General features: G+C 76.6%; 19 protein-coding genes. 7 read left to right on the forward strand and 12 right to left on the reverse strand.

Annotation, left to right across the window (positions count from 1 at the left end):
• Positions 1–47: 47 nt before the first annotated feature.
• A complete protein-coding gene (locus tag NT8_RS19300; protein WP_067971464.1) occupies positions 48–1,175 on the reverse strand; it encodes a hypothetical protein in 1,128 nt (375 codons plus the stop codon).
• Between the two features lie 141 nt (positions 1,176–1,316).
• Here NT8_RS19300 and mobA point away from each other — a divergent pair, with 141 nt between their 5' ends.
• Positions 1,317–1,901 (forward strand): molybdenum cofactor guanylyltransferase, encoded by a 585-nt coding sequence (mobA, locus tag NT8_RS19305; protein ID WP_067971467.1) that lies wholly within the window; start codon positions 1,317–1,319, stop codon positions 1,899–1,901.
• Positions 1,902–2,097: 196 nt separating this feature from the next.
• Here the strand turns inward: mobA and NT8_RS19310 are convergent, their stop codons facing one another.
• Positions 2,098–2,337 carry a hypothetical protein gene (locus NT8_RS19310; RefSeq protein ID WP_067971470.1) on the reverse strand — a complete coding sequence of 80 codons (240 nt, stop codon included), beginning with the start codon at positions 2,335–2,337 and terminating at the stop codon, positions 2,098–2,100.
• Positions 2,338–2,805: 468 nt separating this feature from the next.
• Between NT8_RS19310 and NT8_RS19315 the strand changes: the two genes are divergently transcribed.
• The gene (locus NT8_RS19315) at positions 2,806–3,018 is read left to right on the forward strand and encodes a dodecin (RefSeq protein ID WP_067971473.1); all 213 of its coding nucleotides are present in this window, start codon (positions 2,806–2,808) and stop codon (positions 3,016–3,018) included.
• 54 nt (positions 3,019–3,072) lie between these two features.
• On the opposite strand, the gene NT8_RS19320 is transcribed toward NT8_RS19315, so the two are convergent.
• The 3 genes from NT8_RS19320 to NT8_RS19330 all read right to left on the reverse strand — a co-directional run bounded on the left by NT8_RS19320 (position 3,073) and on the right by NT8_RS19330 (position 6,803).
• Positions 3,073–4,473, reverse strand: coding sequence for a metallopeptidase TldD-related protein (locus NT8_RS19320; protein ID WP_067971476.1), 1,401 nt, complete (start codon positions 4,471–4,473; stop codon positions 3,073–3,075).
• Positions 4,470–5,957 carry a TldD/PmbA family protein gene (locus NT8_RS19325; protein ID WP_067971480.1) on the reverse strand — a complete coding sequence of 496 codons (1,488 nt, stop codon included), beginning with the start codon at positions 5,955–5,957 and terminating at the stop codon, positions 4,470–4,472. Before NT8_RS19325 ends, NT8_RS19320 begins: the two co-directional genes overlap by 4 nt.
• A gap of 87 nt (positions 5,958–6,044) precedes the next feature.
• Positions 6,045–6,803: a hypothetical protein gene (locus NT8_RS19330; protein ID WP_067971483.1), complete on the reverse strand. Its 759-nt coding sequence runs from the start codon at positions 6,801–6,803 to the stop codon at positions 6,045–6,047.
• A gap of 207 nt (positions 6,804–7,010) precedes the next feature.
• On the opposite strand from NT8_RS19330, the gene NT8_RS19335 reads away from it, so the two are divergent.
• Positions 7,011–8,024 carry a chitinase gene (locus NT8_RS19335; protein WP_157515896.1) on the forward strand — a complete coding sequence of 338 codons (1,014 nt, stop codon included), beginning with the start codon at positions 7,011–7,013 and terminating at the stop codon, positions 8,022–8,024.
• A gap of 61 nt (positions 8,025–8,085) precedes the next feature.
• Here NT8_RS19335 and NT8_RS19340 read toward each other — a convergent pair whose 3' ends face one another.
• On the reverse strand, positions 8,086–8,790 hold the full coding sequence (locus tag NT8_RS19340) for a cell wall anchor protein (RefSeq protein ID WP_067971486.1): 705 nt from the start codon (positions 8,788–8,790) through the stop codon (positions 8,086–8,088).
• 239 nt (positions 8,791–9,029) lie between these two features.
• Here NT8_RS19340 and NT8_RS19345 point away from each other — a divergent pair, with 239 nt between their 5' ends.
• On the forward strand, positions 9,030–9,584 hold the full coding sequence (locus NT8_RS19345; protein WP_084469093.1) for a flavin reductase family protein: 555 nt from the start codon (positions 9,030–9,032) through the stop codon (positions 9,582–9,584).
• Here the strand turns inward: NT8_RS19345 and NT8_RS19350 are convergent.
• The 5 genes from NT8_RS19350 to NT8_RS19370 all read right to left on the reverse strand — a co-directional run bounded on the left by NT8_RS19350 (position 9,574) and on the right by NT8_RS19370 (position 14,260).
• Positions 9,574–10,932, reverse strand: coding sequence for an FAD-binding oxidoreductase (locus NT8_RS19350; RefSeq protein WP_067971489.1), 1,359 nt, complete (start codon positions 10,930–10,932; stop codon positions 9,574–9,576). The two genes, NT8_RS19345 and NT8_RS19350, sit on opposite strands and share 11 nt — an antisense overlap.
• A 153-nt stretch (positions 10,933–11,085) precedes the next feature.
• A complete protein-coding gene (locus NT8_RS19355; protein WP_067971492.1) occupies positions 11,086–11,433 on the reverse strand; it encodes a VOC family protein in 348 nt (115 codons plus the stop codon).
• A gap of 82 nt (positions 11,434–11,515) precedes the next feature.
• Positions 11,516–12,094: an OmpA family protein gene (locus NT8_RS19360; RefSeq protein ID WP_067971494.1), complete on the reverse strand. Its 579-nt coding sequence runs from the start codon at positions 12,092–12,094 to the stop codon at positions 11,516–11,518.
• Complete coding sequence (locus NT8_RS19365; protein WP_067971500.1) at positions 12,091–12,627, reverse strand: hypothetical protein; 537 nt, start codon at positions 12,625–12,627, stop codon at positions 12,091–12,093. Before NT8_RS19365 ends, NT8_RS19360 begins: the two co-directional genes overlap by 4 nt.
• Before the next feature lie 109 nt (positions 12,628–12,736).
• Positions 12,737–14,260, reverse strand: coding sequence for an LCP family protein (locus NT8_RS19370; RefSeq protein WP_067971502.1), 1,524 nt, complete (start codon positions 14,258–14,260; stop codon positions 12,737–12,739).
• A gap of 362 nt (positions 14,261–14,622) precedes the next feature.
• Here NT8_RS19370 and NT8_RS19375 point away from each other — a divergent pair, with 362 nt between their 5' ends.
• The 3 genes from NT8_RS19375 (at position 14,623) to NT8_RS19385 (ending at position 17,338) form a co-directional block, all read left to right on the forward strand.
• The gene (locus NT8_RS19375) at positions 14,623–15,570 is read left to right on the forward strand and encodes an Lrp/AsnC family transcriptional regulator (RefSeq protein ID WP_067971505.1); all 948 of its coding nucleotides are present in this window, start codon (positions 14,623–14,625) and stop codon (positions 15,568–15,570) included.
• A 19-nt stretch (positions 15,571–15,589) separates the two neighbouring features.
• Positions 15,590–16,465 (forward strand): dihydropteroate synthase, encoded by an 876-nt coding sequence (gene folP, locus NT8_RS19380; protein WP_394326588.1) that lies wholly within the window; start codon positions 15,590–15,592, stop codon positions 16,463–16,465.
• A 225-nt stretch (positions 16,466–16,690) separates the two neighbouring features.
• Positions 16,691–17,338, forward strand: a complete 648-nt coding sequence (locus NT8_RS19385) for an RraA family protein (protein ID WP_067971509.1) — start codon at positions 16,691–16,693, stop codon at positions 17,336–17,338.
• 30 nt (positions 17,339–17,368) lie between these two features.
• On the opposite strand, the gene NT8_RS19390 is transcribed toward NT8_RS19385, so the two are convergent.
• On the reverse strand, positions 17,369–18,970 hold the full coding sequence (locus NT8_RS19390; RefSeq protein ID WP_067971520.1) for an alkaline phosphatase D family protein: 1,602 nt from the start codon (positions 18,968–18,970) through the stop codon (positions 17,369–17,371).
• Positions 18,971–19,172: the final 202 nt, after the last annotated feature.

The raw sequence follows: 19,172 nt of genomic DNA on the forward strand, positions 1-19,172 counted from the left end.
GGGCACCGGCGGGCGCCCGCCGCCCCCGGCCGGCGCCTGAGGGCGCTCTAACGGCGGTCGGTGGCGGGCGGCGGCGCCTCCGCCAGAAGGTCAAGGAGGACACGGGCGTGGTGGCGGTAGTCGCGCACGGTCGACAGGTGCGGCGCGAGGCCGAGGTCGGTGATGAGGCGGCCGCGCTCCTGGAGCGAGGACGCCAGCCGCAGCAGCGGGGCCCGGCGCACCTCCGGCAGCCGTGCCGTGAGGTCGGCGGCGAGCCCGGTCAGGGTCGCGGCCGGGGCCGGGTCCAGGCCGTGCCGCTCCGCCAGTATGCGGACCCGGTCCTCGACCGCGGCCACCACCCCGGCGCCGTCGCGCGGCGGGTCCGGCTCGCGGACCGGCGGCCGGACGTCTGCGGCCGGTGCGGCCGGAGGTGCGGGGCGGAAGGGCGGGAGGGACGGCATGCCGGGCTGCTGCGGGTGGCCGGAACCGCCGGGCGGCGTGGCGCCGGGGCGCCGCCGGTCATGGGCGCCGTCGGAGGCGTTCGGGTCGGGCTGCGGCGGGGTCCACGGTTCGGGCCGCCACGGTCCGGGTCCCGGCGCGCCCGGGCCGGGACCGGCCGGTTCGGGGTCCACGGACGGCGCGGGACGGCGCTTGGGGCGGCTGGCGAGGGGGCGCCAGGATCCGGGCGGACGGGCGGCCGGGGGAGCGTCCGTACCGTCGGCGGGCGCGGGCTCGGGCGCACCGCCGTCGGCGGGGACGCGCCGCCGACCTTCCCCGTCCCACCATCCCGGTCCGCCGTCCCCGCCGACGTCGGGCGGCGGAAAGCCGAAGTCGTCCGGCGGGATGTCCGCCTCGTCCGATGGCTCTGCGTCGAGGTCGGGGGGGACGTCGCCGTCCTCGGGGGCCGCGGGCCGTCGGCGGTCGGGGACGGGCCGCATGAGCCGCGGTGGCGGGTCGGGCCGGTCGGCCGGAAGGGCGGCCTCCCCGCGCGCGGCGGCGCGCACCGCCTCGGCCGCTGCCTCCTCGCCGAGGGCGGTCTGCACCGCGAACTCCGCCCGCGCCCCCATCGCCTCGGCCGCCGTCATCCGCGACAGCAGCTCCCGCAGCCGGTGCCGGAGCATGACCGCGACCACCAGCACCACCACCGGCCACACCAGCACCCGGACGAACTCCAGGACGAGCTTCGCGACCTCCACCGCACTCCCCACATGACGGACCGACGGGTGTGCTGGCAGTCTGGCGCACGCGACCCGCCCGGGGCCACCCGAGGGCCCGACCCGGCCGCCCGGTCCCGCATCCTGGAGGCGGTGGCGGACAGCGGACGGAGGGAGGGCGCCATGGGCACCGAGGGGTTCGACGCGGTGATCCTGGCCGGGGGCGCCGCGCGGCGGATGGGCGGGGCGGACAAGCCCGGCCTGCGCGTGGGCGGCGCGACCCTGCTGGAGCGGGTGGCCGCCGCTGCGGCGGGTGCCGCCCTGCTGGTGGTGGTCGGCCCGGAGCGCCCGCGCCCCGCGGCGCTGTACGTGCGCGAGGACCCGCCCGGCGCCGGCCCCGTCCCCGCGCTGCGGGCCGGGATCGCCGAGGTCACCGCCCCGGCGTTCGCGCTGCTCGCGGGCGACCTGCCGTTCCTGGAGCCCGCCCGCGTCGCCGAACTGCGCCGCGCCGCGCGCGGCCGCGCGGGGGCGGTGCTGGTCGACGCCGAGGACCGCCCGCAGTGGCTCACCGGCGTGTGGGACACCGCGGCCGTGCGCGCCGCCCTGGCCGGATACAGCGGAGGGTCGCTGCGCGGTGTGCTCGCCCCGCTCGACCCCGTGCGCGTCGCCGCCGGGGGCGACGGCGGCCCGCTCGACTGCGACACCCCCGAGGACCTGGACCGCGCGCGCCGCCGCGCGGCCGGGGACCCGGCGGCCGGGCCCCGCTGAACCCGGTCCGGTCCCGCCGGGGCCGGCGGCCGACCGCGTCAGGGGCTCGCTGCCGCACGGTGGGGGAGGGGCTGTCCGGCCGCCCCGGACGGACCGGGTCGACCTCTCGGCGCCGGAGGACTGCTCGGGCGCGCGGTGCGGGCCGCCCGACGGCGGTCCACCCGGTGGCGCGGCCCGCGCGGACCGGCGCGGCGGGTCAGTCCTCGGGCGGGGTGAAGGGCTCGGTGGCGCGGAGGAAGCCGCGGCGGTCGAGGAAGTCCGCGAGGTAGGCGCGGTGCTCGTCGCAGGCCAGCCAGGTCTTGCGGCGGTCCGGGGTGTGCAGGCGCGGGTTGTTCCACCGCAGCGCCCAGGTGGCCGGGACACGGCAGCCGGTGCGCGAGCAGTGCGCGGGCGCCGCGTCGGCGTCGGATTCCGCACCGGGGTCGTCGTTACGCAAAGATCACCTTGGAGGCCGCCGAGGGGCCCGGGGGTCACGCGCCGGTCAAGCGCGGTTTCGGGCCATACAAAAAGCGACGCCGGGTGGCTACGGGGGCAAACCACCCGACGTCGCGCGCGGTGTTCCGACGGGGGCTCGGAACACCGACCGGGCGCTTCGACGGGGGACCGAAGCGCTGAGCCCAATCTACACCGACACTCCCCCCGGTACGTCAAGAGTCGGTTACGACGTGATCTCGGGAGAGTCCGTGGTTTTTATGGCCATTAGCCCTGAAATTCGCGAATGGCGGCATGATCGCCGAAAGCAGGTCAGAAGCCGCTCCGGTCACGCGCGCCCCGCGCGCGGGCAAAGGGACGGCAACCCCGCCCGCCCCGCCGCCGCCGGATTCCGGACGGTCGCCCCGGACGGGGATTGCCCGGCGGCCGCCGGGGAAGCGGCAGGGGCGACAGCGACCGCGAAAGGGGCACCATGAGCGAGCACACCTACCGCGTCACCGAGATCGTCGGCACCTCCCCCGAGGGCGTGGAGCAGGCCATCCGCAACGGCATCGAACGCGCCTCCGCCACGCTGCGCGGGCTCGACTGGTTCGAGGTCACCGAGATCCGCGGCCACCTGGAGGACGGCGCCATCGCGCACTTCCAGGTCGGCCTCAAGGTCGGTTTCCGGCTGGAGGACGGCTGACCGCCGCCCCCGGCCGCGCGGGACGCCACCACCGGCACCCCGCGCGGCCGGTGGTCAGGACGCCCGGCTGACCGTCGACATGTTGAAGTCGGGCACCCGCAGCGGCGGCATCGCGGTCCGCGGGAAGTAGTCGCCCAGCTCGCGCGAGAGCGCGGGGCGGACCGCCCCCGCCTCGGTCGCGCGCTCCAGCAGGCCCACCGGCGACTCGTTGAACCGGAAGTTGTTCACCGCGCCGGTGATCCGGCCGTCCTCGATCAGGTACACCCCGTCGCGGGTCAGCCCGGTCAGCAGCAGCGTCTGCGGGTCGACCGTGCGGATGTACCACAGGCAGGTCACCAGCAGCCCGTGTTCGGTGCGCGCCACCATGTCCTCCAGCGAGGCCGCCGCGCCCGGCTGCTCCAGCACCAGGTTGTCGACGAACCCCGTGGCGGGCAGACCGGTCTGCTCGGCCGTCGCGCGGGTCTGCGGCAGCGCCGCCAGCTCACCGCCCGCCAGCCACCGGGTGCGGCGCAGCGGCATCCCGTTGTCGAACGCGGTGACGTCGCGCCCGGGGGCGTCGGCCGCCACGAACGGCGCGCACTCCAGCCCCGGGGCGGCGGGGTCGCTGTACAGGTCCAGGGGCAGCCGCGCCAGCCGCTCGCCGACCCGGGTGCCGCCGCCCGGGGCGGAGAACACGGTGCGGCCCTCGGCGGCGTCGCGCGCGCCCGCGGAGAAGTACAGGTTGACCAGCATGTCGGCCACCGCCGTGGGCGGCAGCAGGGTCTCGTAGCGGCCGGCCGGCAGGTCGACCCTGCGGCGCGCCCACGCCATGCGGGTGTCCAGCTCCGCGGCCAGCGCCTCGGGGTCGACGTCGGTGAAGTCGCGGGTGGCCCGGCCGGTCCAGGCGGAGTGGCCGCCGTCGGCGTCGGTCTTGGCGTTCAGCTCGACGGTGCCCGTGGGCTGGTCGTGGCGGAGCCGCACCCCCGTGGAGGTGCCGAGGAACGTGGTCTCGACGGTGTGCTCGGCGTAGCCGTACAGCCGCCGCCCGGCGGTGGCCGACGCCGCGAAGGCGCGGCCCAGCGCGGGGGCGAACCCGCCGAACACGTCGATGCCGGTCGTCGCGGCCGGGGCGTCCCATGGCCCGCCCGTCCCCGCCTCGGCGGGGGTGATCAGCGGGCGGGCGTCCTCGGTGGGCACCGCCTCGCCGCAGGCGGCCTCGGCGGCCCGGACCAGGTCGGGCAGTTCGTCGTCGCGCAGCCCGCTGCGCGACATGACGCCGACGGAGGCGCCCGCGCCGCCGAGGGCCACCGAGACGACGGTGACGGTGCGGCCCCGGGTGACCCCGTTGGTGGTGAGCGAGTTGCCCGCCCACCGCAGGTTGGCGGTGCCGGTCTCGCGGACCAGCACCATGCACGCGTCGGCGCGGGACAGCTCCAGCGCCCGCTCGACCACGGCCTGAGGCGTCGACAGGCTCATTTCCCGGCCTCCTGAACCGTGTTGAGGACCCGCACGTCGCGGAAGAGGGCGCTCGGGCAGCCGTGGCTCACGGCGGCGACCTGGCCCGGCTGGCCCTTGCCGCACATGAACGTCCCGCCGAGCACGTAGGTCTGCGGGCCGCCCAGCGCCGCCATGGACCCCCAGAAGTCGGTGGTGGTCGCCTGGTAGGCCACGTCGCGGAGCATCCCGGCCAGGCGCCCGTTCTCGATCCGGTAGAAGCGCTGCCCGGTGAACTGGAAGTTGTACCGCTGCATGTCGATCGACCAGCTCCGGTCGCCGACCACGTAGATCCCGCGCTCGACCTGCGAGATCAGCCCGTCCGTCGAGGGGCCGTCGGGGTCGGGCGCCAGCGACACGTTGGCCATGCGCTGGATCGGCATGGTCGCCGGGGAATCGGCGAACGCGCACCCGTTGGACCGGTCGTGGCCCTGGAGGGCGGAGATGCGCCGGTCGCGCTGGTAGCCGACGAGGACGCCGTCGCGCACCAGGTCGAAGGAGGACGTGGCCACGCCCTCGTCGTCGTAGCCGATGCTGGCCAGCCCGTTCTCGACGGTGCGGTCGCCGGTGACGTTCATGATCGGCGACCCGTAGACGAGCGACCCGAGCTGGTCGACGGTCGCGAAGGAGGTCCCGGCGTAGGCGGCCTCGTAGCCCAGGGCGCGGTCCAGCTCGGTGGCGTGCCCGATCGACTCGTGGATGGTCAGCCACAGGTTGGACGGGTCGATGACGAGGTCGTAGCGGCCCGCCTCGACGCTGGGCGCGGCGAGCTTCTCGGCCAGCAGGTCGGGCAGTTCGTCCAGTTCCGGGGCGACCGCCTGCAGGTACTCGTAGCCGCGCCCCGCCGGCGGGGCGAGGGTGCGCATGGTCTCCAGGCGGCCCGCGCGCGCCGCCATGACCTCCACCTCCGGCGCCACCCGGACGCGCTGCTGGGTGGTGACGGTGCCGGCGGTGTCGGCGTAGAACTTCTGCTCCTTGGCCTGGGCGAGCGAGGCGTCGACGTGGTCGACCCGCTCGTCGCTCAGCAGCCGCCGGCTCCACCCCGCGAGCAGCGAGGTCTTCTCGCGCAGCGCCACGGCGAACGGGTCGGTCTCATAGGAGGAGACCCAGACGGCGTCGGTGTGCGCGGGCTCGGGGGCGAGTTCGACGCGCTCGGTGGTGACGGCCGCGGCGACCCGGGCCACCTGGACGGCCTGCTCGGCGACGGCGGCCGCCGCGTCGGGGGTGAGGTCGGTGCCCGCCGCGAAGCCCCACACGCCGTTGTGGACGACGCGGACCGCGAACCCGAGGGTGTCGGTGTCGGCGGCGGTCTCCACGACGCCGTCGACCAGGGACAGCCGCTGGCCCCGGACGCGTTCCAACCGGAAGTCGGCGTGCTCGGCGCCGAGGTCGCGGGCGCGCTGGAGCGCCGCGTCGGCCGGCCCGCGCAGCGGGAGGGCGAGGAAATCAGCATCGATGTCTGGCACGGTTCCCCAACCTAGCGACCCCGCCGGGTCCGGGGCCAGGCCGGACGCGCGCGCGGCGGCGGGCGCGGCGCCGCGCCCGCCGCGGGCTCACTCCCGGGCGCCGGGCTGCACGTCGACGTGCACGTGGTCGAGGTGGCGCAGGATCTCGTTCTCGGGGTCGGGGGACTCGTAGGGCCACCAGCCGCCCTGGGAGCCGCGCACGTTCCAGATCCGGTCGTCGAAGATGACGTTGGCGACGTGCAGCCGCTCGGCGTGGGCCACCAGCCAGTGCGCCAGCAGCCAGCCCTCCCGCCGGTTGGCCTCGTCCACGGGCCGGTAGAACACGTCGATGGCGCGGCCGTCGTAGTGCGCGGAGTCCTCGCCGTGGCCGGTGGTGACGCCGCCGGGCTCGTAGCCGCCGAGGCGCTCGTCGCCGACGAAGTGGGCGATCTCCCGACGCACGCGTTCGGCGCGCGGGGTGAGCCCGGTCTCGGTGGCCTCCTCGCCGTCGAGGCCGTCGGTGAGCGAGGCGCGGCAGGACAGGCTGGGTCCGGCGTCGTCCGGCGGGCCCTCGCGGAGCCGCTCCAGGACCGCCGGGTCGATGCCGGAGGTGTCGGGGACCTCGCCGCCGTACCGCTCGGCGAGGACGGCCGTCGTCGCCGCCCGGGCCTCGGCGCGGGTGAGGCCGATGAACTCGCCGCTGTCGGCGACCGAGCAGGGCGGGCCCCAGGGGAGCGCGCTCGCGCCGGCGTTGGTGCCGACGTGCTCCAGCAGCCGGGGGACGACCAGGGCGGTGCCCGCGACGACGAAGGCCAGGACCGCCGGGATGACCGCCCACCGGCGGATGCGACGGGTGCGTGCGCTCATGGACGGGACTCTAGCCGGGCACCCGGGGGATGAATCGGACTGTTTACGCAGTGCAGAACATTGGTGACGAAGGGTTGACCCCGGCGGTCCCGGACGGTTACCGTCGCGTCACGCTAAAGCGAAACAAAGTTTTCAGTTTCGCGGCAGTGCCCCGAGGCGCATCCGCCCTGCACTCCATCCCCCGCTCACCCCCGTGGAGACCCGCAGATGAGACCCCGCAGCTTCACCGCCCTCACCGCCGCGCTCCTGCCCGCCGCCCTCGCCGCCACCCTGGTCGGCGCCGCGCCCGCCCAGGCCGCGCCCGCGGCGGACACCGCCCCCGTCGTCCCCGCCGCGACCGCCGCCGACCCCTCCGCCATGGGCGCCGCCCCCTACCTGTACTACGGCTGGGGCAACCCGCCCGACGCCGTCCAGCTCATGAGCGACACCGGCGTGCGGTGGTTCACCCTCGCCTTCATCCTCTCCGACGGCGGCTGCAACCCCGCCTGGGACGGCACCCGCCCCCTCGACGGCGCCGACGCCGACCGCATCGCCGCCATCCGCGCCGCCGGCGGCGACGTGATCCCGTCCATCGGCGGGTGGAGCGGCGCCAAGCTCGGCGAGCGCTGCCCCGACTCCGCCTCCCTGGCGGCCGCCTACCAGCGGGTCATCGACGCCTACGACCTCGCGGCCATCGACATCGACATCGAGGCGAGCGAGATCGAGAACGAGCAGACCCAGGACCGGGTCCTCGGCGCCGTGCGGATCGTCAAGCGGGACAACCCCGGCCTGCACGTCGCCATGACCCTGGGCACCGCCGTCTCCGGCCCCAACTACTGGGGCCAGCGGCTCATCCGGCGCGCCGCCGAACTCGACGCCGGCGTCGACAACTGGACGATCATGCCGTTCAACTTCGGCGGCGGGGCCGACATGGCCGCGGCCACCCGCCAGGCGTCCGAAGGGCTCAACCGGGTGATCTCCAGCGCCTACGGCGTCTCCTCGGCCGAGGCCTACGCCATGCAGGGCATCAGCTCCATGAACGGGCGCACCGACACCGGCGAGACCGTCACCGCCGACGCCTACCGGCGGATGCGCGACTTCGCGCAGACCAGCGGCATGTCCCGGTTCACGTTCTGGTCCGTCAACCGCGACCGCCCCTGCGCCACCCCCACCGACTCCTGCGGCGGCATCGACCAGCGGCCCTGGGAGTTCACCTCCATCACCGCCGGGTTCGCCGGCTGACGCACCCGCCGTGCGCCGCGGCCGCCGCGGCGCACGGCGCGGACCGGAGCCGGACCGGCCGTCACATGGCCGTCCACACCGCGAACACCCCGCCGGTGATCAGCGCGAACGGCCAGACCCGGTCCATGGTCACCCCGCGCAGCCGCAGCGCGTGCACCCCCGCGAACTCGTAGGCGAGCAGGGCCACCACGCCCGCCGACGCCAGCAGCGCGAGGCTGTGCACCCCCGCCGCCGCCAGGCCCACCAGCCCGGCCTCGGCGGCGGCACCGGCGGGATCCGCGGACCCGCCGGCCGCGGTCGGCGGCGGGGGCGCCTGCGGCGCGGCGGCGCCGTGGTGGTGCGCCCCCGCCGCCCCCACCGGCCCGGCGAGGTCGCCGGCCAGCACCGGCAGCAGCATCAGCCCGGCGCCGTGCACCGACGCCATCAGGAACGACCACGACGCCAGCTGCCACAGCGACATCCGCACCCCGCCCCCGTGCGCGGACCGGTGCGCGAGCAGCTGCCACACCCCCGCCCCCGCGACGGCCGCCCCCGCCGCGACCGGGAACCAGCGCGACGCCAGCAGCGACCCCGTGGCCGTGAGCAGCACCGCGACCGCCGCCACCGACAGCGCGTGCCCGGCCGCGATGGCCGGCAGCGACCGCAGCAGCGCGGCGCGCCCGCCTTCCTGCAGTCCGCGCGCCACCGCCAGCACCCAGCCCATGGCCGGGTTCAGCCCGTGGAAGACGCCCAGACCGACCAGGACGAACAGTTGACCTGCGGTCATGGCCCCCTCCAGCGCCGCGGCACGTCCCCGCGAGCGTCACACGGAGCGACCGCGCGCACAACGCACCGGAGTCGCACTGGCCGCATCCGGTCAGCGGGTGTGACCCGGATCGCGTACCCGGCGGGCACTCCCGGGCGTACACGGGGGAATACGGTGTGCGGGATCCGGGGCTGTTCTGAGCAGGCCGGGACGGTCCCGGCGGCGGAGACGGCCCTCCGGGCCTGAGGGGAGCGCGGCGCGTGCGGACATCGGCGACCACGGAGGCCGGAACGGAACGCGCGGGGGACCCGTCCCCCGGGGAGCGGCTGACCGCGGCCCCCGTCGCCGCCGAGCGGTTCCGGCGGGTGCTCGGCGGCCACGCGGCCGGGGTGGTGGTCGTGACCGCCACCGCGCCGCACGGCCCGGTCGGGGTGACCGCCACGTCCTTCACCAGCGCCAGCCTCGACCCGCCGCTGGTGTCGTTCTCCATCGACGCCCGTTCCGGCACCTGGCCGGACATCCGCGACGCCCCCGCCTTCGCCGTGAACCTCCTCGCCGAGGGCCAGGACGCCCTCGCCGCCCGGTTCGCCGCGCGCGGCGTCGACCGGTTCGCGGGCCCCGTCCGGTGGCGCACCGGCCCCGAGGGCCTGCCGCTCCTCGACGGTGCGGCCGGCCACGTGCTCTGCCTGCGCCACGACCTGCTGGCGGTCGGCGACCACTGGCTCGTGGTCGGGCGGGTGGCGGCGGCCGAGGCCGACACCGCCGCCCGGCCCCTGCTCTACCACCGCGGCCGCTACGGCCGGTTCACGCCCTGACCGGCACCGCCGCCCGCGCCGCCGGGCCGGTGGCCGGCCGGCCGAACAGCGGGAAGTTGCCCCGGAACACCCCGCGCGGGTCGCGGGAGCGCTTCAGCGCGCGCAACCGGTCCAGCGCCTCGGGCGCGTAGGCGTCGGCCGCCGACTCCCCGGGGCCCAGCCAGGTGGGCGGCGTGCGCCCGGCCGCGGCGGGGCCCAGCCCCCGCACCACGGCGGCCTGGGCGGCGCGGACCGCCGCGGCGGAGCCCGGTCCGGCCGGCACCCCCAGCAGGTGCAGCCCGTAGGGCGCGGCGAGCGGCCCATAGGGCGTGTCCGACGGGCCCGCCAGCGCCCCGCCCAGGTGCCGGACCTGCGCCCGCAGCAGCGGCGCGGGCGGCCCCTCGGCCAGCAGGACGGCGGCCGCGTCGTCCAGGCCGGTGAGCGGGACGCCCCGGGAGACCCCGGCGCCGGGCGCGGTGGGTTCGGCGCCGACGGCGCCGAGGTCGGCCGGGGACAGCGCGCGCCGGTCGTCCGACAGCCGCCCGGACACGGCGTCGAACGGGCGCAGCAGCGCACGCGCCTCGGCGGCCGGCCCCAGGTGCGCGGCGAGGACGGCCGCGCACGCGGGACGGCCGGGCGGGCGCAGCAGGTCGAGCCAGACGGTGAGCCGGTCGGGCGCCGCGGCGGTGACCCGCCGGAAGGCGTCGACCACCTCGGGGGCGCGGTCGATCGGCCACAGCATGCGGCCGCCGTACAGTTCGGGCGCGGGGTGCAGCCGGAACTCGACCTCGGTGACCAGGGCGACGTCGCCGCCCCCGCCGCGCAGCGCCCAGAACAGGTCGGGATCGGAGTCGGCGGTGACCCGCGAGCGCACGCCGTCGGCGTCGACCACCTCGAAGGCCAGGACGCTGTCGGCGGCCCAGCCGTGCGCGCGGCCGAACCAGCTCAGCCCGCCGCCCAGCGTGTAGCCGGTCACGCTGACCACCGGCGAGCTGCCGGCCAGCCCGGTCAGCCCGTGCTCGGCGGCCGCCGCCTGCACCCGGCCCCAGGACACTCCCGCCCCCACCCGCGCGGTGCGGGCCACCGGGTCGACGGACAGGCCGTCCAGGGCGCCGGTGCGCAGCAGCACCACACCGTCGACGTCACCGGTGGCGCCGTGCCCGCTCGCCTGCGCGGCCAGGGTCAGCCCGGTGGACCGGGCGTGGCGGACGGCCGCCGCGGCGTCGTCGGCGTCCACGGGACGGGCCACCGCCGCCACCGGCTGGCCGACGGCGCGGTTCCACGGCCGCCGGGCGGCGTCGAACCCGGGGTCGCCGTCCAGCAGGACCGGACCCCGCAGGGCGGAGCGCAGCGTTCGCAGACCGTTCATGCCCGACCGACCTTCCGTCGTCGCACGCGGGGGAGGGGCGGCCGGGGCCCGCGCTCCCCGTTGTGCCGCGCACATCCTCCCGCGCGCCTACGACGCTTTCCGGGCGCCGAGCGGGGCCCGCCCCGGCCGCCCGCGCGCGCCCCGCGCGCCGGGTCAGCGGTGGCCCACCACGTTGACGATCCGGCCGTTGGGGTCGCGGACGAAGAACCGGCGCACGCCCCACTCCTCGTCCTGGAGGGGGTGCACGATCTCCGCCCCGCTCGCGCGCACCGCCGCGTGGACGGCGTCGACGTCGTCGACCTCGACGCTCATGTCGGGCACGACCGGCGCGGACGCGTCATGGGTCAGGAAGGTGACCTGCGCGGTGGGGTTGGCGGGGGAGGCGAGCGTCATGACCCAGCCCAGGTTCATGACCTCCTCGAACCCCAGCAGGCCGTAGAAGTCGCGGCTGCGCGCCAGGTCGCCGGTGGGGATGTCGGGCATGGCCCTGCGGACGGACACGGGGCGCTCCTCTCGGTGGACGGTACGGTCGCGGCGATCCTCCCGGACGCCCGGCGCGGGCGCACCCGCGCCGCGCCGGGCGCTACGCGCCCTCGAAGACGATCTCCACCCGGCGGTTCTGGGACCGGCCGGCCGGCAGGTCGCTGCCGTCGGGGGCGGTCTCCTGGGCGACGGGCTCGGTGGCGCCGCGGCCGACGGCCTCGAACTCCGGGGCGTCGGCGCCCAGCTCCTCGGTGAGGGCGTCGCGCACCGCCTCGGCGCGCCGCTCGGACAGCTCCTGGTTGTAGTCGTCCTCGCCCAGGCCGTCGGAGTGGCCGATCACCTGGACGGTGCCGGTGGCGCCGCGCAGCCGGTCGGCGATCCCGGACAGGCGCTCGCGCGCGTCGTCGGCCAGCTCGGCCTCGTCGAACGCGAACAGCACGTCGGCCTCGACGGTGACCGTGGTGGTGGAGCCGGAGGCCTCCTCGCGCTCCATGGGGTGGATCCAGGCCGCCGGGTCGAGGGCGAGCACGGCGGCCGCCGGGTCGAGGCGGAACAGCGCCGCCGCCCGGTCCTCGGCGGTGACGTCGCCGATCCCGGGCGGCTCGGTGGCGGCCACCAGGGCCGGGGCCAGCAGCAGCGCGGCGGCCAGCGCGGCCGCGCCCGCGCGCGGGGCGGTCACCGCAGCACCGGGACGTCGGTCACGGGTGGGGCGGCGCCGACGTAGACGTCCATGCTCGCGACGTCCTCGGGCGGCGCGGCGAAGGTGTAGCTGAGCGACCTCGGCTCGCCGAACGACAGGCTGGTCCCGACCACGTCGGGCGCCAGGGGGGAGCCCCCCTCGGGCGCCACCACGTCGTGCCGGTTGAGGCTGGCGGTGTCGACCAGGTAGGGGGAGGAGCCGGCGGAGCCCCACAGGTCGTACAGGGACGCGGTGGCGCCGTCGTCGCCGCCCTCGGCGGTGAAGGTCAGGGTGAGCTGGACGAGTTCGCCCCGCGCCCGCAGCGCGTGGACCTCCACGACGGCCTCGCCGTCGCGTCCGCTGTAGGGCAGCGTGGTCTCGCCGACGACCTCGGTCGCGCCCGACGACGGCTCGGCGGAGGCGCCGGCCGCGGCCTCGCCGCGGTCGCCGCCGCCGTCCCCGCCGCCCGTGCAGCCGGCCAGCAGGAGGGGGACGGCGGCCAGGGCCGCCGCGGTCCGAAGGGGGGTTCGCATGGGTGCTCCTCGGGAGGTGTCGTGCCCATCACAGGCTACGACGCGGGCCGGTGGCCCGGAGTTCCGTCCGGTGATCCGCTCCGGGGCGCTCGGCGCTCGGGGGCGGCGCTCAGGGGCAGAGCGCGTCGAGCGAGGTGGCGTCGTCGCCGACCTGGCGGCCGGGGGTGGTGGGCGAGGGGTCGGGCAGCCCGGTGTAGTCCTGCCACTCGGTGGAGCCGGTGGAGCCCTCGGCGCCGGGGGAGGGCTCCGGGGACTCCTGGGCGCTGGGCGAGGGCTCGGGGGTGACGTCGTCGCTGCCCCCGCTGGGCTCCTCCTGGGCGGTCTCCTGCTCCTCGACGGCCTCGGCGACCAGCCGCCGGATCTCCGCCCAGTCCGGGTAGGCGGTGTCGACCTGGGGCGGGGAGAGCTGCATCGTGCGCATGTCGCCCTCGTCGGCGACCAGGTCGGCCAGCTCGATGAACGCGGGCAGCTTCGACTGCGGGATGTCGGTGCGCAGGGTGCGCTTGGTGGCGCCGGCGAGGTCCTGGAACCCGGTGAGGACGGTCGCGGGGTCGGCCTGCTCGGCGACGTACTTGATGAGGCAGCCCTGGCGGCCCATGCGCGCGTAGTCGTCGCTGTTCACGCGGCTGCGCCCGTACCAGAGGGCCTCGTTGCCGTCGAGGTGCTGGTCGCCGGCCTCCAGGACGGCGCCCTCCTGGCCGTAGGGGATGGGCTCGTCGATGTGCACGTCGATGCCGCCGATGGCGTCGATCAGCCCCTCGAAGCCCTTCATGTCGACCAGCGCGTAGTAGTCGAGTTCGAGGCCGGTGATGCCGCCGATGACGTCCTTGAGCGTGTCGGCGGCGGGGTCGGTGGCGTCGGGGTCGACGGCCAGCCGCTCGGGGTCCTCGGCGACGGCCTGGTAGACCTCGTTGAGGAGGTCGGTGAAGTTGCCGGGCGGCGGGTAGGCCTCGGCGAGCGCCGTGCCCTCGGGGAACGGGGTGTTCTCCAGGTTGCGGGGCAGCCCCACCAGGACCACGTCGCCGTACTCGACGTCGATGCTGGCCACCATCATGGAGTCCGTGCGCATGCCGTAGCGGTTGCTGCCGGAGTCGCCGCCGAGCAGCAGCACGTTGACGCGCTCGCGCCCGGCCCAGGGGTTGGCGGCGTCGTGCGGCTCGCCCAGCGCGTCGGCGCCGAACACCGAGGTGAGGGTGTCGTAGGCGGTGTAGGCGGTGCGCATGACGGCCGCGGCGGGGGTGGCGATGGCCAGGCAGATCGCGAGCACGACCACCCCGCCGGAGAACCGGGCGGCGCGGCCGGCGGACGCGGGGCGGGTGATCACCCACGAGTGCACGACGACGGTCATCCACAGCACCGCGACGCCGAACGCGACGGCCGAGGCGGTGAACAGCCACCGGCCCTGCACCGCGTAGTGGGCGCTGCGGGCGAGGTCGCCGCCGAGCAGCACGGCCGCGGCGGCGCCCGCGGCCACGAGCGCCGCGAACAGGCCGAGCAGGGTCCACCCGGCGGCGCGGCGGCCGGTGCGCAGGTGGGCGATGCCGGGCAGCACGGCGGAGCCGGCCGTCCACAGCAGGGCGCGGACGGTGCTCCCCGGACGGGTCACCTCGCGCCGTTCCCGTCGTGCCGCCATGGGGTTCCCTTCTAGCCGCCGCCCGCGGTGCGCCCACCTCGGGGGCTTCGTCCCCGGTTGCGCGGTTGAGGCGACTCGTCCTATCTGTCTACCTCGCCGGCCGCCGATCATGCCGGACAACAGTGTCTCGCTTTGCCGGAGTTGTTCGTACACGGCGGCACATCTCGGCCATGTTCGACGCGCGTCCTTTATGTCATCAAGATGAGATCGTTGTCTGTTTCTCTGTGCAACGCGGCCCAAAGTCGGCCTTGTTTCTTTCGTGATCAGTAGTTAACCGACGCCGCAACTGCCATGATCTGGCCGCAGGAGGGGGCGGCGCCCGGGGGGAAAGGGCGCCGTCAAGGGAACGAAAGGCATCCATCGTGCTCGATGCGGTCGACGCCGCGCTCATGAGAGCGCTGCAGGGGGACGGGAGAGCGACGTACCAGGCGCTCGCGGACGGGGTGGGGCTGTCCCGCACCGCCGTGCGCGCGCGGGTCCGGCGCCTGGTCCGGGGAGGGGCCATACGGATCGTCGGCGTCCTGCACGCCGGGGTCCTGGGCATGGAGGTGTTCGGACACATTTCATTCCGCGTTTGCGGTCCGGTGAAGCCGGTCCTGGCCGAACTCGCCGGGCGCGACTCGGTCACGTTCGCCGCGCAGACCGCCGGGCGGTTCCCGGTGGTGGCGCACCTGCGGGTGCGCGACGACGACGCGCTCGCCAAGGAGCTGGCCGGACTGCGCACCCTGCCCGGGGTCACCGGCGCCGAGGTGTTCCGGGCCGGGTCGATCGTCAAGGACGCCTACAGCAGCGTGCGCCCGCTGCGCGACATCCCGATCGACCCGCTCGACTGGCGGCTGGTCCGGCACCTCCAGCGCGAGGGGCGCGCCTCCTACGCGGAGCTGGCGCGCCAGGTCGGGCTCTCCCAGGCGGCGGCCCGCTCGCGCGTGGTGCGCCTCATCGACGCCGGGGTCGTGCACGTCACGGCGCTGATCGAACCGTCCGTCGTGGGCGCCAACGAGCAGCTCGGATTCGGCGTGCGCTGCCGCGGCGACGCCGAGACGCTGGCGCTGCGGCTCGGTACGCTGACCGGGGTGTCGTTCCTGTCGACCGGCTTCGGGCGCTACGACATCGTGGGCAGCGCCACCGCGCCGGACCGCCCCTCCCTGGTCGAGGCCCTGGAGGCGGTCCGCAGCAGTCCCGACGTCACCTACGTCGAGACCTGGGAGCACCTGGCCGTGACCAAGGAGCGGCACCGCGGCGACGGCGTCCCGCCCGGGGCGCCCGAGCACGCCGTGCCGCTGGCGGGGGCGCGGCGCGACGGCGACTGAGCGGAGCGGAGGGGGCGCGGTGGCAGACGGAGGGGCGCCGGGCGGGGTGCTGCGGCTGCGCGGGCGGGAGTTCGGGCCGGGGCGGCACGCCGTCATGGCGGTGGTCAACCGCACCCCCGACTCCTTCTACGACGCGGGGGCGACGTTCGCGTTCGACGCGGCGCTGGCGGCCGCCGACGCAGCGGTGCGGGCCGGAGCCGACATCGTCGACGTCGGCGGGGTGCAGGCCGGCCGCGGCGCGCCCGTGCCGGTCGCCGAGGAGGTCCGGCGCACCGCCCCGTTCGTCGCCGAACTGCGGGACCGCCACCCCGATCTGGTGATCTCGGTCGACACCTGGCGGGCGGAGGTGGCGCGGGCGTGCGCCGAGGCGGGGGCCGACCTGCTCAACGACACCTGGGCCGGGGCCGACCCCGACCTCGCCCGGGTGGCCGCCGAGCACGGCACCGGGCTGGTGTGCAGCCACACCGGCGGGCTCGCGCCGCGCACCGCCACGCACCGGGCGGCCTACGCCGACGTGCTCGCCGACGTCGCGGCGACGGTCACCGGGCTGGCCGAGCGCGCCGTCGCGCTGGGGGTCCGCCCCGACGGGGTGCTGGTCGACCCCACCCACGACTTCGGCAAGAACACCCACCACTCGCTGGAGGTCACGCGGCGCCTGGGCGAGCTGGTGGCCGTCGGCCGGCCCGTCCTGGTGGCGGCGTCCAACAAGCACTTCATCGGCGAGACGCTGGACCTGCCCGTCACCGAGCGGCGGGCCGGGACCCTGGCCGTGCTGGCGGTGGCGGCGCTGGAGGGCGCGGCGGTGTTCCGGGTGCACGACCCCGCGGCGGCGCGGGCGGCCCTGGACGCGGTGGCCGGGCTGACCTCGGCCGCCGGGCCGGGCGGCCCGATGTAACCGGCGGTAGCATTTTTTGCCGCTTTATCGGCGGTATGTCTTGCGTCACGCTTAAGTTACCCGTGAGTATAAGGGGGAGCCGGCCGCACGGAGGGCTCCCCGCCCTCCACCACCACGCCGCGGCGCAGCGGAGCCCCGTACCGCGCGCCCGCCGTGGCCGGCGCGGCCCGCCGGGCGCGTGTGCAATTGGAGGCTGACGTGGCGCTTGCGGAGACCTTGACGGCGATGGGCACAGCGGCGCTGGCCCGCAGCGGGGGCCTGCCCCTCGGCTCGCACCTCTTCCCGGTCTGGCCCGGAGCGGCGTTCGCCGCCACCGCGCTGCCCGTCCAGTGCACGCCCGGCGACAACCTCGCCCTGCACGTCGCCGTCGCCCAGGCCCCGCCGGGCGGCGCCCTGGTGGTCGACGTCGCCGGCGAGCCCGACTACGGCTACGTCGACGAGATCCTCGCGGTCGCCGCCCGCGTGCGCGGCGTCGCCGGCATCGTCATCGACGGGTGCGTGCGCGACGTCGGGGCCATCGCCCGCGCCGAACTGCCCGTCCTCAGCGCGGGCGTCTCGGTCCGCGAACCCGGGCACGACGCCGGCGGCGCGGTCGGCCGCGAGGTCGCCCTGGACGGCGACCGCGGCCCCACCCGGGTGCGCCGCGGCGACTGGGTCGTCGCCGACGACGACGGCGTGGTCTGCCTGCCGCGCGGCCGGGTGACCGCCATCGTCGCCGACGCCGTCGAGTCGGTGGCCCGCGACCGCGAGGTGGTCGACGCCCTGTTCGCCGGCCGCAGCACCCTGGACCTGCTCAACCTCGACCCGTCCCGGGTGGTCGGCTGGGCGGGCGGGCCGGTGTCCGCCGCCGGCTCCGCCGAGCGCGCCGGCTGACGGCCGGCCGCGCCCGGCGGCCCGGACCCGCTACACCGCCCCCGCCACCCCGGGGAGGCGGTCGCGCACCGTGAACGCCGCCCGCGTCGACACCGGGGCGCCCGGCCGGGTCACGTAGGGCACCACCCGGAACTCCGCCCGCCACTCGCCGGGCGTCACCGTGCACCGCACGTAGCCCCGCTGCTCGTTGACGAACCGCAGGTGCGGGTTCGCGGCCAGGAAGTCGGCGCCCTGCGGACCCAGGTCCCGGCCGTCGCCGCTGCTGGTGATGGAGGTGCCGACGAACTCCGTGCCGACCGTCGCGGAGTCCTCGTCGGCGTAGTCGGCCTTGAGGTCGGCGGCGTAGTTCTGGTGCCGGTCGCCGGTGATCACCACCAGGTTGCGCACCCCCCGCTCGGCCGCCGCGCCCAGGACGGCGTCGCGTTCGGCGACGTAGCCGTCCCAGGGGTCCATCCACACGCGCTCGCCCGGCCCCGGGTCGTGGTCGGTCATCGTCATCGGCGCCTGGTTGCCCAGCACGTGCCAGTGGGCGTCCGACCCGGTGAAGCCGTCGAGCAGCCACCGCCGCTGCGCACCGCCCAGCAGGGTGCGGTCGGGGTCGAACCGGTCGCCGCACCCGGCCCGCACCCCGTCGCCGCACGGCTGGTCGTCGCGGTACTGGCGGGTGTCGAGCATGGTGAAGTCGGCCAGCCGGCCGTAGGCCAGGCGGCGGTGCAGCCGCATGTCCGGCCCGACGGGCAGCGACGCGCGGCGCAGCGGCAGGTTCTCGTAGAACGCCTGGAACGCCGCCGTCCGCCGCTCCAGGAACGCCGCCGGGTCGGCGCCGGCGTCCTGCGACACCGGGCCCGCCCAGTTGTTGTCCACCTCGTGGTCGTCCAGGGTCGCGATCCACGGGAACCGGGCGTGCGCCGCCTGCAGGTGCGGGTCGGACTTGTACAGCCCGTACCGCGCCCGGTACCCCGCCAGCGTGGTGGTCTCGGTGGCCAGGTGGTCCGGTACCGCGGTGCCCCGGACGGTGCCGTCGGCGGGGTACTCGTAGAGGTAGTCGCCCAGGTGCACGACGAGGTGCAGGTCCTCCTCCGCCAGGTGCCGGTAGGCGGTGTAGTGGCCGTCGCTCCAGCTCTGGCAGGACGCGAACGCGAACGGCAGCCGCCCGGCGAGGGTGTGCGGCGGCGGCGCGGTGCGGGTGGTGCCGACCGGGCTGATCTCGTTCAGCGCCCGGAACCGGTAGTGGTACTCGCGGCCCGGCGCCAGACCGGACACCTCCGGGTGCACCGCGTGGCCCAGCTCGGGGGAGGCCACGGCGGTCCCGCGCCGCACGACGCGGCGGAACCGGGCGTCCAGGGCGACCTCGTACTCGACGTCGACGGGCTCGGCGGGCATCCCGCCCGTCCCGTCCTCGGCCAGCGGGTCGGGCGCCAGCCGGGTCCACAGCACGGCGCCGTCGTGGTGGGGGTCGCCCGAGGCGACGCCGAGGGAGAACGGGTAGTCGGCCGACGAGCGCTGCGCCGACGCGGGCGTGTGGGCGGAGGCGCCGGCGCCCAGGGCGACGGCGGCGGCCGAGGCGGTGCCGACGCCCAGGAAGCGGCGGCGGGGCAGAGGGGCGGAGCGCGGGGCGGGGGAGTGGGACACGGTGGCCTCCAACGGGGCGGAACGGGGAACGCGTCCGCTGGAGATGGTCCGTTCCGACTCTGGCCGTACCGGTGCGACCTGGGGGAACGCCCTGTGAAGTTTCCGTGACTACGTGGCGCCGCCGACCGGACGCCCTTGGTGACCGCCGACTCCGCCCGCCCCCCGCCCCCCGCCCCCCGCCCCCCCCCGCTCGCCCGCCCCC

This window comes from Nocardiopsis trehalosi NBRC 14201 (genome assembly GCF_001552555.1).
GTDB classification, from domain to species: Bacteria; Actinomycetota; Actinomycetes; order Streptosporangiales; family Streptosporangiaceae; genus Nocardiopsis_B; species Nocardiopsis_B trehalosi.

Excerpts from the sequence above, each read along its gene's own strand:
- mobA (WP_067971467.1), top strand. The coding sequence starts at position 1,317 with ATGGGCACCGAGGGGTTCGACGCGGTGATCCTGGCCGGGGGCGCCGCG.
- NT8_RS19315 (WP_067971473.1), top strand. The coding sequence starts at position 2,806 with ATGAGCGAGCACACCTACCGCGTCACCGAGATCGTCGGCACCTCCCCC.
- NT8_RS19320 (WP_067971476.1), bottom strand. The coding sequence starts at position 4,473 with ATGAGCCTGTCGACGCCTCAGGCCGTGGTCGAGCGGGCGCTGGAGCTG.
- NT8_RS19330 (WP_067971483.1), bottom strand. The coding sequence starts at position 6,803 with ATGAGCGCACGCACCCGTCGCATCCGCCGGTGGGCGGTCATCCCGGCG.
- NT8_RS19335 (WP_157515896.1), top strand. The coding sequence starts at position 7,011 with ATGAGACCCCGCAGCTTCACCGCCCTCACCGCCGCGCTCCTGCCCGCC.
- NT8_RS19340 (WP_067971486.1), bottom strand. The coding sequence starts at position 8,790 with ATGACCGCAGGTCAACTGTTCGTCCTGGTCGGTCTGGGCGTCTTCCAC.
- NT8_RS19350 (WP_067971489.1), bottom strand. The coding sequence starts at position 10,932 with ATGAACGGTCTGCGAACGCTGCGCTCCGCCCTGCGGGGTCCGGTCCTG.
- NT8_RS19365 (WP_067971500.1), bottom strand. The coding sequence starts at position 12,627 with ATGCGAACCCCCCTTCGGACCGCGGCGGCCCTGGCCGCCGTCCCCCTC.
- NT8_RS19370 (WP_067971502.1), bottom strand. The coding sequence starts at position 14,260 with ATGGCGGCACGACGGGAACGGCGCGAGGTGACCCGTCCGGGGAGCACC.
- NT8_RS19385 (WP_067971509.1), top strand. The coding sequence starts at position 16,691 with ATGGGCACAGCGGCGCTGGCCCGCAGCGGGGGCCTGCCCCTCGGCTCG.